This is a genomic window from Pseudomonas sp. SMSB3 (assembly GCF_052041965.1).
Taxonomy (GTDB): Bacteria; Pseudomonadota; Gammaproteobacteria; order Pseudomonadales; family Pseudomonadaceae; genus Aquipseudomonas.
On the sequence record NZ_JBKGGV010000010.1, the window covers coordinates 100450 to 115824 of the forward strand.

Here is a 15375-nt window from a genome sequence, read left to right on the forward strand (position 1 = left end):
CTGTGCCTATGCCTGTGCCTTGAAGGCTGGCAGACTGCGGGCATTCCCGCCGTCTGCCGTCGAGGCTGTATGACTTTCACCCCCCGCCAGATCACCCTTGCCAGCCTGGTCATCGTCATGGCCGGGCTGTTGCTGGCCCTGCCCTTGAAGTTGTTGCCGAGCCTGCTGGCCGGCCTGTTGGTGTTCGAACTGGTCAACATGCTCACCCCGCGCCTGCAACCGCTGATTGCCGGGCAGCGTGCACGCTGGCTCGCGGTCGCGCTGCTGGGCACCCTGGTGGTGTGCGCCTTGACCCTGCTGATCGCCGGCGCATTCAGCTTCCTGCTGCACGAGGCAGAGAATCCAGGCGCCTCGCTGGACAAGTTCATGGCCCTGGTCGAGCGCGCGCGCAGTCAGTTACCGCCGTTCATCGAAGCCTACCTGCCGGCCAGTGCCGCTGAGTTCAAGGTGGCCATCGGCGATTGGCTCAAGAGTCACCTGAGCGAGCTTCAGCTGGTGGGCAAGGGCATGGCGCACATGTTCGTGACCCTGCTGATCGGCATGATCCTCGGTGCGATCATCGCCTTGCAGCGCATCCCCGATATTTCCCGACGCAAGCCATTGGCGGCAGCCTTGTTCGAGCGTCTGAGCCTGCTGGTCCAGGCGTTTCGCAACATCGTCTTCGCGCAGATCAAGATCTCGATGCTCAACACGATGTTCACCGGCATCTTCCTGGCTGTGGTGCTGCCCTTGTTCGGCGTGCACCTGCCGTTGACCAAGACACTGATCGTGCTGACCTTCCTGCTCGGCCTGCTGCCGGTGATCGGCAACCTGATGTCCAACACGCTGATCACCATCGTCGGCCTGTCGCTGTCGATCTGGGTGGCGGCGGCGGCGCTGGGGTACCTGATCGTCATCCACAAGGTCGAATACTTTCTCAACGCGCGGATCGTCGGTGGCCAGATCAGGGCCAAGGCCTGGGAGCTGCTGCTGGCGATGCTGGTGTTCGAGGCGGCGTTCGGCTTGCCGGGCGTAGTGGCTGGGCCGGTCTACTATGCCTATCTGAAAAGCGAGCTGCGCCGGGCTGAACTGGTCTGAGTACCTGCCTGGGCGCGGTGGCGCGGCGCCCAGGCAGGTGACGGTCAGGCGGCGCCGTAGCGCTTGCGTGCTTCGATGGCCAGGCCGCTGCCGATGCTGCCGAAGATGTTGCCTTCCACATGTCGGGCGTTGGGCAGCATCGCCGAGACGCTGTTGCGCAGCGCTGGAATACCGCTCGAGCCGCCGGTGAAGAACACCGTATCGACCTGGCTTGCGTGTACACCGGCCTTGCCCAGCAGTTCGGTGACGCTGCCACGCACCCGCTCCAGCAGGCCGTCGATCGCTTCTTCGAACAACGCACGGGTCAATTCGACGCTCAGCTCTCGCTCGACCCGGCCCAGATCGAGGCGGCGGCTGGGCTGTTCGGTCAGCTCGATCTTGCTGGCTTCGACTTCCATCGCCAGCCAGTGCCCGGCACGCTCTTCGATCAGCTTGAACAGCCGGTCGATGCCCAGGGTGTCTTCGATGTCGTAGCGCATGCTGTTCAGGGCCAGTTGCGATTTCTGCGCATACAAGGCGTTGATGGTGTGCCAGGTCGCCAGGTTCAGGTGATAGCTGGTGGGCATCAGCGCGCCGCTTTTCATCCGGCTGCCGTAACCGAACAGCGGCATCACGCCCTGCAGGCTCAGCTGTTTGTCGAAATCGGTACCGCCGATATGCACGCCACCGGTGGCGAGGATGTCGCTCTGGCGCTCGGCCACCTGGTGGCGCTCGGGGGAAAGACGAATCAAGGTGAAGTCGGAGGTACCGCCGCCGATATCGACGATCAGCACCAGCTCTTCACGGCTGATGCCTGACTCGTAGTCGAACGCTGCGGCAATCGGCTCGTACTGGAACGACACGTCCTTGAAGCCGATCTTGCGCGCCACCTCGGCCAGGGTGTCCTCGGCTTCCTGGTCGGCGGCGGGGTCTTCGTCGACGAAGAATACCGGGCGGCCCAGCACCACCTGATCGAACTCACGCCCGGCGCAGTGTTCGGCACGTTTCTTGAGCTCGCCGATGAACATGCCCAGCAGGTCCTTGAACGGCAGCGCACTGCCCAGCACGCTGGTGTCGTGCTTGATCAGCTTGGAGCCCAGCAGGCTCTTGAGCGAGCGCATCAGGCGGCCTTCGTAGCCTTCGAGGTATTCGTGCAGGGCCAGGCGGCCATACACCGGGCGGCGTTCCTCTATATTGAAGAACACCACCGAGGGCAGGGTGATCTTGCCGTCTTCCAGGGCGATCAGCGATTCGACGCCCGGGCGATGCCAGCCAACGGTCGAGTTGGAGGTGCCGAAGTCGATGCCAAGGGCACGGGCCGGGGATACGTCAGACATGGGAACAGGCTTCCGGAGGCAAAACGGCCGCGCAGTGTATGCCAGCTGGCTAGAGAATCAAGACCGATCGTCTGCGTTGCAGCAACCCCAAGCGAACCTTGAAAGGCTATGCTTGGCCCCTATCTTCAGATGCAACACGCACATTCACACTGGTGATCCATAGATGGACTTCAAAGACTACTACAAGATACTCGGCGTAGAGCCCACGGCGGACGAGAAGGCGATCAAGGCCGCGTACCGCAAGCTGGCGCGCAAGTATCACCCTGACGTCAGCAAGGAGCGCGACGCTGAGGACAAGTTCAAGGAGGCCAACGAGGCCTACGAAGTGCTGGGTGATGCCCAAAAGCGCGCCGAATTCGACGAAATCCGCAAGTACGGCGGCCAGCACGGTCGGCCGTTCCAGGCGCCGCCTGGCTGGCAGAGCCGTGGCGGTGACCCGGGCGGTGGCTTCGAAGGCGGCGATTTTTCCGATTTCTTCAGCTCGATCTTCGGCGCGCGTGGCGGCAACCCGTTCGGTGGCGCACGGCAACAACAACGCAGTGCCGGCAGGCGAGGGCAGGACGTGGAATTGGAACTGGCGATCTTTCTTGAAGAAACCCTGAGCAAGGAGTCCAAGCAGATCAGCTTCCAAGTCCCGCAGAGCAACGCTGCCGGCCAGCGCACCGGCTTTACCACCAAGACCCTGAACGTGAAGATTCCAGCCGGGGTCACCGATGGCGAGCGGATTCGCCTCAAGGGCCAGGGTGCACCGGGCAGTGGCGGGGGCGCCAATGGCGACCTGTACCTGACCATCCGCCTGGCACCGCACCCGCTGTTCGACGTCGAAGGCCATGACTTGATCATTACCGTGCCGCTGGCGCCCTGGGAAGCGGCGCTGGGCACCAAGGTGGCGGTGCCGACCCTGACCGGCAAGATCAACCTCACCATCCGCCCTGACAGCCAGAGCGGCCAGCGCCTGCGCGTGCCGGGCATGGGCCTGGCGAACAAGCGCGGCGAGCGCGGCAACCTGTACGCGCAGCTGAAGGTGGTCATGCCACCGGCGTCCGATGAGTCTACCCGCGAGTTGTGGACCCAGCTTTCCGAGAAAGCAGCGTTCAATCCGAGGACACAATGGAGTAAGTGATCATGAGCAGCACCCTGATCGTTCAACTGGACATGCGAACCCTGTGTCAGGAGGCCGACATCTCGGCCGACTGCGTGATCGAAATCGTCGAGCACGGCATTGTCGAACCTTCCGGGCGAACGCCCGAGGACTGGTTGTTCGACGATCAGGCGCCGCTGCTGGCCAAGCGGGCGGCGAAGCTGCGCAAGGAGCTGGAGCTGGAATGGGAGGGCGTGGCACTGGCGCTGGAACTGTTGCAGGAGGTGCGCCAGTTGCGCACCGAAAACAGCATGTTGAAGCAGCGGCTGGGTCGGTTCATCCAGATGTAGGGCGCTTTGCCTGTGCAGATGCAACTGTGGGAGCAACTGTCTTGCTCAATCATCAAACCCAAAGCGATGTGCTTGTAGGAGCGGCCTTGTGTCGTGAAGGGCGTGCGTAGCGCCCCCAGGATTTCAGCTTCATAGCTGGAATTGCTGGGGCCGCTGTGCGACCCTTTCGCGACACAAGGCCGCTTCCGCAGGCATGTCCTGAGGTTATTCCCCCAGCTTTTCAGCGGGGTTCAGCCCCCGGGTTCAACACCAGTTGCATGAAGGTCAGGTCCAGCCAGCGACCGAACTTCACCCCCACCTGCGGCATTTGCCCGGTCACCGCGAAGCCGAGCTGCTCATGAAGGCGGACCGAGGCGGCATTGCCGCTCTCGATGGCGGCGACCATCACATGCTTGCCGCAGGCGCGGGCGCGCTCGATCAGCGCTTTCATCAGCAACGGCCCCAGCCCCTTGCCACGCTGGTCGGCGCGCACGTACACCGAATGCTCCACGGTCAGGCGAAAGCCTTCGAACGGTCGCCAATCGCCAAACGACGCATAGCCCAGCACGCCGCTTTCATCCACGGCGACCAGGATCGGATAACCCTGCTGTGCCCTGGCCTCGAACCACGCCTGGCGGTTGTCCAGGTCTACCGGGGTTTGGTTCCAGATCGCCGTGGTATGGCGCACGGCGTCGTTGTAGATCTCCAGGATGCCTGGCAAGTCAGTGACCAGGGCGTCGCGAATCGAATGGTGCATGACAGCTTCTCGCAGGTTCGTGGCGTGCAGATTAAATGGTTACCAGCCCGCGTACACCTTCGGCGTGCATGTCGGCGCCGCGCCCGCGCTGGATGATCTCGCCGCGCGCCATTACCAGGTACTGGTCGGCGAGCGCTTCGGCAAAATCGTAGAACTGCTCGACCAACAGGATGGCCATGTCGCCACGTTCCGCCAGGCGGCGGATGACCGCGCCGATTTCCTTGATCACCGAAGGCTGAATACCCTCGGTAGGCTCGTCGAGGATCAGCAAGCGTGGACGACTGGCCAGGGCGCGGCCGATGGCCAACTGTTGCTGCTGACCGCCAGACAGATCGCCGCCGCGGCGCTGTTTCATCTGCTCCAGCACCGGAAACAGCTCGTAGATGAACGCCGGTACGTCGCGCGCCTCTCGGGCTGGAAAACGCGACAACCCCATCAGCAGGTTTTCCTCGACGCTCAGGCGCGCGAAGATCTCCCGGCCCTGGGGCACGTAGGCAATGCCCGCCTGCACCCGTTGCTGTGGCTTGAGCGTGGTGATCGGCTTGCCTTCCCACGTCACGCTGCCTTCGCGGGCAGGGATCAGGCCCATCAGGCAGCGCAGCAGGGTGGTCTTGCCCACCCCGTTACGCCCCAGCAGGCACGTGACCTCGCCGACCTTGGCCTCGAAGGACAAGCCGCGCAGGATGTGGCTGCCACCGTAGTACTGGTGCAAGGTGTCGATCTGTAGCATGTGAATGTTCCTCAAAGCGTTGCATTGCCTGGGATCAACGGCCCAGATACACCTCGACCACGCGCTCATCGGCCTGCACCTGGTCCAGCGAGCCCTCGGCCAGCACACTGCCCTGGTGCAGCACGGTGACATGGTCGGCGATGCTGCCGACAAAGCCCATGTCGTGCTCGACCACCATCAACGAATGCGTGCCCGCCAGGCCTTTGAACAGTTCGGCGGTGAACTCGGTTTCGGCGTCGGTCATGCCGGCCACCGGTTCATCGAGCAGCAACAGCTGCGGCTCCTGCACCAGCAGCATGCCGATCTCTAGAAACTGCTTCTGCCCGTGGGACAACAACCCGGCGCTGCGTTGCGCCATCGGCAGCAGGCGCAGGGTGCCCAGCACCTGCTCGATACGGTCGCGTTGCTCGCCAGTGAGCCGAGCCGTCAGGCTCGCCCACACCGATTTGTCGGCCTTCAACGCGAGCTCCAGGTTCTCGAACACCGTCAAGGCTTCGAATACCGTGGGCTTCTGGAACTTGCGGCCGATCCCGGCCTGGGCGATCTGGTATTCGCTCATGCGGGTCAAGTCGAGGGTTTCGCCGAAGAACGCGCTGCCACCGTCGGGACGCGTCTTGCCGGTGATCACGTCCATCAGCGTGGTCTTGCCAGCGCCGTTGGGGCCGATGATGCAGCGCAGCTCACCCACGCCGATGTAGAGGTTCAAGCCGTTCAGGGCTTTGAAGCCGTCGAAGCTGACGCTGATGTCTTCAAGGCTCAGCACCGTGCCGTGGCGGGTGTCCAGGCCCGCCTGGCGGCGCTGGCCGAGGCCAATCGCCTCGCGCCCGCTGCCCAGTTGGTCGAACACCGGTTCAAGCATGAATTCAGGGTGTACCGGGGGCACGCCTCTCATGGCTGGCTCCTTTTCTTCAGCAGGCCGGCCACACCCTTGGGCAGGTAGAGGGTGACGACGATGAACAACGCACCGAGGAAGAACAGCCAGAACTCGGGGAACGCCACGGTGAACCAGCTCTTCATGCCATTGACCAGGCCGGCGCCAAGCAGCGGCCCGATCAAGCTGCCCCGCCCGCCCAGAGCCACCCACACAGCGGCTTCGATGGAGTTGGTTGGCGACATCTCACTGGGGTTGATGATGCCCACCTGGGGTACGTATAGCGCGCCGGCCAGGCCGCACAAAACGGCGCTGAGCACCCAGACCAGCAGCTTGAAGCCGCGCGGGTCGTAGCCGCAGAACATCAGGCGGTTTTCCGCATCGCGCACGGCCGTGAGCAGGCGGCCGACCTTGCTCCGGGTCAGGCGCCAGCACAGGTACAGGCTGGCCAGCAGCAGGCCGACCGTCAGCAGGAACAGCACCGCCCGGGTGCCCTGCGCGGTAATGTCGAAGCCGAGGATGGTCCGGAAGTTGGTGAAACCGTTATTGCCGCCAAAGCCCGTTTCGTTGCGGAAGAACAGCAGCATGCCGGCGAAGGTCAGGGCCTGGGTCATGATCGAGAAATACACGCCCTTGATCCGTGAACGGAAGGCGAACCAGCCGAACACCAGCGCCAGCAGCCCCGGTGCCAGCACCACCAGGCACAGCGCCCAGGCAAAGTGCTGGGTACCGGCCCAGTACCAGGGCAGCTCGGTCCAGGACAGGAAGGTCATGAAGCCTGGCAGGCCGTCACCGGCGGCCTGGCGCATCAGGTACATGCCCATGGCGTAGCCGCCCAGGGCGAAGAACAGGCCGTGACCGAGCGACAGCAGGCCGGCATAGCCCCAGACCAGGTCCAGGGCCAGGGCGACGATGGCGTAGCACAGGATCTTGCCGACCAGTGTCAGGGTGTAGGCCGACACCTGCAGCGCATGGTTCGCCGGCAGCAGCGCCAGCAGTGGCAGGGCCAGCAGCAGCAGGACCACGGCGGCCCCGACGGCCAGGGTCAGGCGCGGCCCGGCTTTTTGCGTAGCGGTGACAAGCAGTGGCTGGTTCATCAGTCGATTACCCGTCCCTTGAGGGCGAACAGGCCTTGCGGACGTTTCTGGATGAACAGAATGATCAGCGCAAGGATGAGGATCTTGCCGAGTACGGCGCCGATCTGCGGCTCCAGCAGCTTGTTGGCGATGCCCAGGCCGAAGGCCGCCCACAAGCTGCCGGCCAGCTGCCCGACGCCGCCGAGCACCACGACCAGGAACGAGTCGATGATGTAGCTCTGCCCCAGGTCCGGGCCGACATTGCCGACCTGGCTCAGGGCCACGCCGCCCAGCCCGGCGATCCCGGAGCCGAGGCCGAAGGCGAGCATGTCCACGCGCCCCGTCGAGACTCCGCAGCACGCCGCCATGTTGCGGTTCTGGGTCACCGCCCGCACGTTCAGCCCCAGCCGCGTGCGGTTGAGCAACAGCCAGGTCAACAGCACCACCGCCAGGGCGAAGCCGATGATCACCAGGCGGTTGTACGGCAGCACCAGGTTGGGCAGCACCTGAATGCCGCCTGAGAGCCACGCCGGATTACTGACTTCGACGTTCTGCGCGCCGAACAGCAGGCGAATGGCCTGGATCAGGATCAGGCTGATGCCCCACGTGGCGAGCAAGGTTTCCAGCGGGCGGCCGTACAGGTGGCGGATCACCAAGCGCTCCAGCGCCATGCCGACCCCGGTACTGACCAGGAAGGCCACCGGCAGCGCGATCAGCGGGTAGAACTCAATGGCCCCAGGTGCGTAGCGCTGCAGCAGCACCTGGACCATGTAGGTGCTGTAGGCGCCGAGCATGAGCATCTCGCCATGGGCCATGTTGATCACCCCGAGCAGGCCGAAGGTGATGGCCAGGCCCAGCGCTGCCAGCAGCAGGATCGAACCCAGCGACAAGCCGCTGAAGGCCTGGCCCAGCAGTTCGCCCACCAGCAGCTTGCGCTGCACTTGGGCCAGGCTGGTTTCGGCCGCGGTGCGCACGCCTGGGTCGCTTTCGACGTCCGGCTGCAGCAGGGCTTGCAAGCGCGTGCGGGCCAGCGGATCGCCGGTTTCGCCAAGCAGGCGTACGGCGGCCAGGCGCACGGCCGGTTCACTGGCGCCCAGTTGCAGATTGGCCAGCGCCAGACCGAGCGCGGCGTGCACCGCGCCATTCTGCTCAGCGGCGTAGCGCCGATCGAGGAAGGCCATCTGCGCCGGCTGCGCACTTTTTTGCAGCTGCATGGCAGCGGCCAGGCGCATGTCGGCGTCAGCACTGAGCAACTGGTGGCTGGCCAAGGCGTTGTCGATCAGGCCGCGCAAGCGGTTGGTCAAACGCAGCTTGCGCGTGTCGTCGGCAGCGATGCGGCCCTGGCGCAGGTTATCCAGCAAGGGCAAGCGCGCGACATCGGGCTGGGCTGCCCAGCTTTCAAGCAGACGGGCCTGCTCGGCGGGCTTGGCGCTGAGGAACAATTCCCCCTCGCTGGCGTGGGAGGCCAGAGGCCAGAGCAGCAGGAAGGTGAGCAGGAGTCTGAGCATAAGGGCAATCCTGACGATCGGTATTGGATGCTTCGCGGGCGATCAGGCTAGGCCCGCGAATGGCCGCAGCGCGGCCCGTGCACTCAGTTGCCTTTTACGGCGTAGTCCGGACGCTTGTCGTTGCCCGGAATGAACGGGCTCCACGGCTGCGCGCGCAGCGGTTGCTCGGTTTCCCAGACCACGCTGAATTGCCCGTCATCCTGGATCTCGCCGATCATCACTGGCTTGTGCAGGTGGTGATTGCGCTTGTCCATGGTCAGGGTGAAACCCGACGGCGCCTTGAAGCTCTGCCCGGCCAAGGCCTGGCGGACCTTGTCGACGTCGGTGGACTTGGCTTGCTCGGCGGCCTGCGCCCACATGTGGATACCCACGTAGGTGGCTTCCATCGGATCGTTGGTCACCGCTTTGTCGGCGCCCGGCAGGCCCTTGGCCTTGGCATAGGCTTTCCAGTCGGCGACGAACTGCTGGTTGACCGGGTTATCCACCGATTCGAAGTAGTTCCAGGCCGCCAGGTGACCCACCAGCGGCTTGGTATCGATGCCGCGCAGCTCTTCTTCGCCGACCGAGAAGGCCACTACCGGTACCTCGGTGGCTTTCAGGCCCTGGTTGGCCAGTTCCTTGTAGAACGGCACGTTGGAGTCGCCGTTGACCGTGGAAATGACCGCGGTCTTGCCGCCAGCGGAGAATTTCTTGATGTTGGCGACGATGGTCTGGTAATCGCTGTGACCGAACGGGGTGTAGACCTCTTCGATGTCCTTGTCGGCGATCCCCTTGCTGTGCAGGAAGGCGCGCAGGATCTTGTTGGTGGTGCGCGGGTAAACGTAGTCGGTGCCCAGCAGGAAGAAGCGCTTGGCACTGCCGCCGTCTTCGCTCATCAGGTACTCCACGGCCGGGATCGCCTGCTGGTTGGGCGCAGCACCGGTGTAGAACACGTTCGGCGACATTTCCTCACCTTCGTACTGCACCGGGTAGAACAGCAGCCCGTTGAGTTCTTCGAACACCGGCAGTACCGATTTGCGCGACACCGAGGTCCAGCAACCGAACACCACCGCGACCTTGTCCTGAGTCAGCAACTGACGGCTTTTTTCCGCGAACAAGGGCCAGTTCGAGGCCGGGTCGACCACCACTGGCTCCAGCATCTTGCCGTTGACCCCGCCCTTGGCGTTGATCTGCTCGATGGTCATCAGCGCCATGTCCTTGAGCGACGTCTCGGAAATCGCCATGGTCCCCGACAGCGAATGCAGGATGCCGACCTTGATGGTCTCGGCCGCCTGGATGCTCCAGCTCAGGCCCAGTGCCGCAAGCGATGCGCTGAGGGTAAAAGCCTTGATCAGACTGCGACGCTTCATGTGCTCTCTCCGCTGAGTTTTTATGTGTTGGGCAAGCGGGGAGGGGCGTTGCAAGGGGTGTGCCTAATGGCCAAAGCGCCAGGTTAGAGCGGCTGTGCCAGGGGCTGGGGCGTTTACGCGGTCCAGCCTGGTGCTTGCTCGATAGGCATGCACAGCAATGGGGCCGCTGGGCGGCCCCATTATCGTTCAGCCGTTACGCACCGCATTGCGCGGGTGGCGTTTGCTGCGTACGAACTGGTAGGTCACCGCCAGCAGCAGGAACCAGATCGGCGTGACTACCAGCGCCGAGCGGGTGTCGGCCTCCAGGCTCAGCAGCACCAGGATGAAGGCGAAGAAGGCCAGGCACACGTAGCACATCACCCGCCCGCCGGGCATCTTGTAGCGCGAGGCCTGGTGCAGCGCGTCGCGGTGCTTGCGGTAGCGCAGGTACGACAACAGGATCAAGGTCCAGACGAACATGAACAGCACGGCCGAGACCGTGGTCACCAGGGTGAACGCCTCGATCACGTTGGGCACCAGGTAGATCAGCACCGCGCCCAGCAGCAGACAGGTGCAGGAGAAGTACAGACCGTTGGCCGGTACCGAACGGCTCGACAGCTTTTCGAACGCACGCGGCGCGTCGCCTTCCTGGGACAGGCCGAAGAGCATGCGGCTGGTGGAGAATACCCCGCTGTTGGCCGAGGAGGCCGCCGAGGTCAGCACCACGAAGTTGATGATGCTCGCTGCAGCAGGCAGGCCAGCCAAGACGAACAGCTCGACGAACGGGCTCTTGCCTGGCACCACGTCGCGCCAAGGCGTCACTGCCATGATCGCGATCAGCGCCAGCACGTAGAAGATGATGATCCGGACCGGGATCGAGTTGATGGCCCGCGGCAGCGTGCGTTCAGGGTTCTTCGCCTCGGCGGCAGTGGTGCCGACCAGTTCGATGCCGACGAAGGCGAACACGGCAATCTGGAAGCCGGCGAAAAAGCCCATCACGCCATTGGGGAACATGCCGCCGTCGTTCCACAGGTTGGCCAGCTGCGCAGTGCGCCCGCTGGGTGAGGTGAACCCGGTGATGACCATGTACAGGCCGGTGGCGACCAGGCCCAGGATGGCGATGATCTTGATCAGGGCGAACCAGAACTCCATTTCGCCGAACATTTTCACGGTGACCAGGTTCAGCGACAGCAGTACCGCCACGCAGGTGAGCGCGGGAATCCACTGGGGCAGCTCGGGGAACCAGAATTGCGTATACGCAGCGATCGCCACCACGTCGGCGATACCGGTCACCACCCAGCAGAACCAGTAGGTCCAGCCTGTGAAGTAGCCGGCCCAGGGCCCGAGCAGGTCGGCGGAGAAGTCGATGAACGACTTGTAGTTGAGGTTCGACAGCAGCAGTTCGCCCATGGCGCGCATGACGAAGAACAGCATGAAGCCGATGATCATGTAGACGAAGATGATCGACGGTCCCGCCAGGCTGATGGTCTTGCCCGAGCCCATGAACAGGCCGGTGCCGATGGCGCCACCGATGGCGATCAACTGAATGTGACGGTTGGTCAGGTTGCGCTGCAGATGCTGGTCATCTGGCGCAGTCGGAGAAGTTTGCGTCATTTAAGCTGCATTCCCTTGAAGGTCAGTCTTCTTGTCAGAGGTAGCCGGCTAGGCTAACACGCTCGTGCCAGATAGGGGCGCGACAGATCGACTCCAGTTTCCGGGTGCAGATGCACACACCGGTCGACGCGTTCGCAGCCCCGCTGGCGAACGCGCCGGTCATGCAATCGGTCAGGCGCTGGCGAGGATCCGGCGGCGCTTGACCAGCAGGCTATCGACCACCCACATCAGCACCATCGACACCCCCACCAGCGGGAACAGCACCCCCAGCACCAGCATCACCGCCACCGCTGCCTTCCAGCGCGGCAGGTCATGGCGCAGCGGCGGCACCCCCAGCCCGCCGGTGGGGCGGCGTTTCCACCACATCAAGAGACCACTGATCGAACCCAGCAGAATCACCAGGCACACCAGCAGGATGATGATCTGGTTCAGCGGCCCGAACATCTTGCCCTCGTGCAGCATCACCCCAAGCTCGGTGGCGCGGGCCACCGGGCTATAGTCGCGCCAGCGCACATCGGCCAGCACCTTGCCGGTGTACTGATCCACGTGCAGGGTGGCGTCGTTGCGTGGGTCATCGGCGAACACGGCGATGGTGAACACACCCTCGGCCGTGGTCGGCGCGGTAATACTGTAGCCAGGCTCGACCTGGCGTGCGCTGGCGATGTCCTGCACCTGCTGCAGGCTTACCTGCGGCGCGGCAGGCCCGCTGCTCATGCCGTGGTGCCCGGCGTGCTCGGCATGCGCGCCAGATTGCGGCATCGGGGTGTTTTCCATTGCCCAGGGTACGGTCTGACGGTGGGCGTGGTTCAGCGCGCGGGCCTGTTGGTCGGACTGCGGCACGGCGTTCCACATGGCCGCCGGAAAACGGTTCCACAGGTCGGCATACTGCTTGCCCCAGAACCCGGTCCAGGTCATGCCGCTGAGCAGCATCAGCAACAGCAGGGCCGAGCCCCAGAAACCGCTCACTGCATGCAGGTCACGCCAGAACAGCCGGCCCCGGGCCGCCAGGCGTGGCCATACGACTCCGGCGCCGCTGCGCCCGCGTGGCCACCACAGGTACAGCCCCGACACCACCAGCACGATGCCCCAACCGGCGGCCAGCTCCACCAGCCGATCGCCGACGCTGCCGACCATCAGTTCACCGTGCAGCGCGCGGGCGATGGCTTGCAGGTTCTGCTTGCCGTCCTGCTCGCCGAGCATTTTGCCGCTGTAGGGGTCGATGAACACATTCAGCTCACGGCCTGCGTCATGCACGACGAATTGCGCGCTGCGCTCGGCGTTGAGCGGCGGCAGGTACTGGCCGACATGGCCCTGCGGGTAGGCCTGGCGCACATTGGCCAGCAGCGTGTCGGCGCTTTGCCGGTGATCGCCGGCCTCGACCACCATCAGGTCGCGATACAGCAGCGGATCGAGCTGTGGCTTGAACAGGTAGATGATGCCGGTAAGTGCCAGCAGGATCATGAACGGGGCGACGAACAGCCCCGCGTAGAAATGCCAGCGCCAGGCCAGGTTGTAGAAGGAAACGCGTGTTCCACTCATGGGAACCTCCTTTGGACCCACATGAGGGCGCGGCCGCAACCGCGCCCATCGTTATTGTCAGAAGCTGAAATCGACTTTCGTCCACAGGGTCCGGCCTGGCTCGTTGACCGCCTGAGGGTCGCTGGCCGGATAGCCGAACCCGGCGTTGCCGGCCAGGTTCAGGTGCTCGGCGTAGGTCTTGTCGAACAGGTTGTCGACACCGGCGCTGAGCTTGAGGTTGCGGTTGATCTTGTAGGCGGCGTTGAGCGAGAACACGCCGAAGCCTGCGTTCTGGCCGAAGTCCTTGCCGACCACATTGCCCTGGTTCTGGCTGATGCGGTGCTGCGCCGCCACCAGGCGCCACAATGCGCCAGCGCTCCACTGCTCGCGCTGATAGGTCAGGCCCAGGCGGGTCTCCAACGGCGGCATCTGCGCCAGGGCGCGACCGTCGCTGCTGTTCTTGCCCCAGGCGTAGGCCATGGTCGCGTCGGCTTTCCAGCGCTCGCTCAGGGCGTAGGCTGCGCCCACCTCGCCACCCATGATGCGGGCGTCGATGTTGCGCGCTTGCGATGTGCTCATGCCCATCAGTGCGCTGCGGTAGTCGAACAGGATGTAGTCGCGGATCTGCCCGACATAACCCGAGGCCCAGGCCTCCAGACGCTCGCTGCGGTAGTGCAGACCAACGTCGAGCTGGGTGGTCTTCTCCGGCTTGATGCTGTCGAAGGCGTTGAGCGAACCTGCCGGTCCCCGGGTGGGGGAAAACAGCTCCCAGTAGTCCGGGAAGCGCTGGGCATGGCCCAGGCCCACGTAGGCGGTGGCGGGCACTGCCGCGAGATCGTGCTCGTAGCGCACGAAGCCGCTGGGCAGGGTGTCGGCGCGGGTATTGTCGCGGGTCAGGCTGCTGGCGCGGTAGTCCTTGGCCGACGCGCGATCAACGCGGGCGCCGGCGATCAGCCGGTCAACGCCTGTGGCGTACCAGGTGGCCTCGGCGAAGGCGCCGTAGTCGTGAAATGCGGCATCCTTGGTCCAGGGCAGGTGCTTGTAGGTGTCGATGCCCATGGCGCTGCGCGCACGGTGTTGATTGGTCTGTGCATCGAGGCCGCCGATCAGCTGCACGTCGGCCCAGCGCCAGGTCGCCTTGATGCGCCCGCCCATGGTGCGGCGTTCGACGGCGGCGGCCATGGGCCCGGCCATCATGCCGGTGCCCGAGGGCGTGCGCAGGCTGTAGTTGTCCATCACATGGTCGGCGTAGTTGTAGTAAACCTGCGCCTCGACCTTGTCGAGAACCTCGCCGAGGTTGGACTTTTCGACCCGCAGCCCCAGGCTTTCGCGCTTGAACTGCGCGCCGTCCATGCCGCGCCCGGCATAGCGGGCTTCACCGTCGCCCTTGCCTGCGCTGAGTTCGACCAAGGTGTCCTGGTCGGGCGTCCAGCCCAGCGCTACGTCGCCGTTCCACTTTTCCCAGCGCGAGGGCACGCTGTCACCGTGGCCGTCGTGGTAGTCGTCCGCGCGCGACTGGTTGCCGACAAATCGCGCGTAGCCCTGGCTGTTGCCAGCTGCGGCGTCCAGCACCTTGTCGAAACGGCCATTGGAGCCGGCCAGCAGACTGGCGTTGACCCGGCTGCCGAGGGTGCCGAAGGATTCCGGTTCGCGCTCGAACAGAACCGTCCCGGCCGACCCGCCCGGGCCCCAGATGACGCTCTGCGGGCCTTTGATCACGGTCAGGCGGTCATAGGTTTCCGGTGCGATGTAGGACGTCGGCGCATCCATGCGGTTGGGGCAGGCGCCGAGCATCAGCCCGCCATTGGTAAGGATGTTCAAGCGTGAGCCGAACATGCCCCGCAGCACCGGGTCGCCGTTGGTGCCACCGGCACGGATCGCGGCAAAACCCGGGATGGTTTTCAGGTAGTCGGCGCCATCACTGGCCGGTACGGGTTGGCGCGGTTCCTTGGGGTTGGTCACCACGGTCAGCGGAGAGCTTGGCGCGATGGCGGTGACGACGGTGGGGCTCAATTCAGCCTCTGGGTGAACATGGCCCGTTGGCGCGGCCACGGCCAGTGGGGCCAACAGCGATCCGCACAGCGCCGTGAGCGCAGCGCCTCGGTTGGATTTGGACACAAGGGTACAGCCGGACATAGTGATTCCAGTCGATCAGTCAGGAATGAACGCG

The 15375-nt window shown here is 64.4% G+C and carries 13 protein-coding genes; 3 read left to right on the forward strand and 10 right to left on the reverse strand.

All coding sequences use genetic code 11. The features are described 5' to 3' along the window. Nucleotides 1-69 precede the first annotated feature (69 nt). The gene (locus tag ACLEJW_RS17160) at nt 70-1077 is read left to right on the forward strand and encodes an AI-2E family transporter (RefSeq protein WP_145190076.1); all 1008 of its coding nucleotides are present in this window, start codon (nt 70-72) and stop codon (nt 1075-1077) included. 44 nt (nt 1078-1121) lie between these two features. Here the strand turns inward: ACLEJW_RS17160 and ACLEJW_RS17165 are convergent, their stop codons facing one another. Continuing rightward, complete coding sequence (locus ACLEJW_RS17165) at nt 1122-2393, reverse strand: Hsp70 family protein (protein WP_313458577.1); 1272 nt, start codon at nt 2391-2393, stop codon at nt 1122-1124. 163 nt (nt 2394-2556) lie between these two features. On the opposite strand from ACLEJW_RS17165, the gene cbpA reads away from it, so the two are divergent. Both cbpA and ACLEJW_RS17175 read left to right on the forward strand, forming a co-directional pair. Then, a complete protein-coding gene (gene cbpA / locus ACLEJW_RS17170; protein ID WP_145190082.1) occupies nt 2557-3516 on the forward strand; it encodes a curved DNA-binding protein in 960 nt (319 codons plus the stop codon). Between the two features lie 2 nt (nt 3517-3518). Further along, nucleotides 3519-3824, forward strand: coding sequence for a chaperone modulator CbpM (locus tag ACLEJW_RS17175; RefSeq protein WP_145190084.1), 306 nt, complete (start codon nt 3519-3521; stop codon nt 3822-3824). A 220-nt stretch (nt 3825-4044) separates the two neighbouring features. Here ACLEJW_RS17175 and ACLEJW_RS17180 read toward each other — a convergent pair whose 3' ends face one another. The 9 genes from ACLEJW_RS17180 to ACLEJW_RS17220 form a co-directional block, all read right to left on the reverse strand. Further along, a complete protein-coding gene (locus ACLEJW_RS17180) occupies nt 4045-4560 on the reverse strand; it encodes a GNAT family N-acetyltransferase (RefSeq protein ID WP_145190087.1) in 516 nt (171 codons plus the stop codon). A 31-nt stretch (nt 4561-4591) separates the two neighbouring features. Continuing rightward, nucleotides 4592-5290 carry an urea ABC transporter ATP-binding subunit UrtE gene (gene urtE, locus ACLEJW_RS17185; RefSeq protein WP_313295784.1) on the reverse strand — a complete coding sequence of 233 codons (699 nt, stop codon included), beginning with the start codon at nt 5288-5290 and terminating at the stop codon, nt 4592-4594. 34 nt (nt 5291-5324) lie between these two features. Continuing rightward, nucleotides 5325-6182, reverse strand: a complete 858-nt coding sequence (gene urtD / locus ACLEJW_RS17190; RefSeq protein ID WP_313458570.1) for an urea ABC transporter ATP-binding protein UrtD — start codon at nt 6180-6182, stop codon at nt 5325-5327. After that, the gene (urtC, locus tag ACLEJW_RS17195; RefSeq protein ID WP_313295788.1) at nt 6179-7258 is read right to left on the reverse strand and encodes an urea ABC transporter permease subunit UrtC; all 1080 of its coding nucleotides are present in this window, start codon (nt 7256-7258) and stop codon (nt 6179-6181) included. The genes urtD and urtC overlap by 4 nt, the downstream gene beginning before the upstream one ends. After that, nucleotides 7258-8745 carry an urea ABC transporter permease subunit UrtB gene (gene urtB / locus ACLEJW_RS17200; protein ID WP_145190099.1) on the reverse strand — a complete coding sequence of 496 codons (1488 nt, stop codon included), beginning with the start codon at nt 8743-8745 and terminating at the stop codon, nt 7258-7260. Before urtB ends, urtC begins: the two co-directional genes overlap by 1 nt. An 83-nt stretch (nt 8746-8828) precedes the next feature. Further along, complete coding sequence (urtA, locus tag ACLEJW_RS17205) at nt 8829-10094, reverse strand: urea ABC transporter substrate-binding protein (protein WP_313295791.1); 1266 nt, start codon at nt 10092-10094, stop codon at nt 8829-8831. A gap of 186 nt (nt 10095-10280) precedes the next feature. Further along, nucleotides 10281-11687, reverse strand: a complete 1407-nt coding sequence (gene cycA, locus ACLEJW_RS17210; protein WP_145190107.1) for a D-serine/D-alanine/glycine transporter — start codon at nt 11685-11687, stop codon at nt 10281-10283. Between the two features lie 171 nt (nt 11688-11858). Beyond that, nucleotides 11859-13226, reverse strand: a complete 1368-nt coding sequence (locus ACLEJW_RS17215) for a PepSY-associated TM helix domain-containing protein (RefSeq protein ID WP_313295793.1) — start codon at nt 13224-13226, stop codon at nt 11859-11861. 57 nt (nt 13227-13283) lie between these two features. Next, complete coding sequence (locus ACLEJW_RS17220) at nt 13284-15341, reverse strand: TonB-dependent copper receptor (protein WP_313295795.1); 2058 nt, start codon at nt 15339-15341, stop codon at nt 13284-13286. Nucleotides 15342-15375 lie beyond the last annotated feature (34 nt).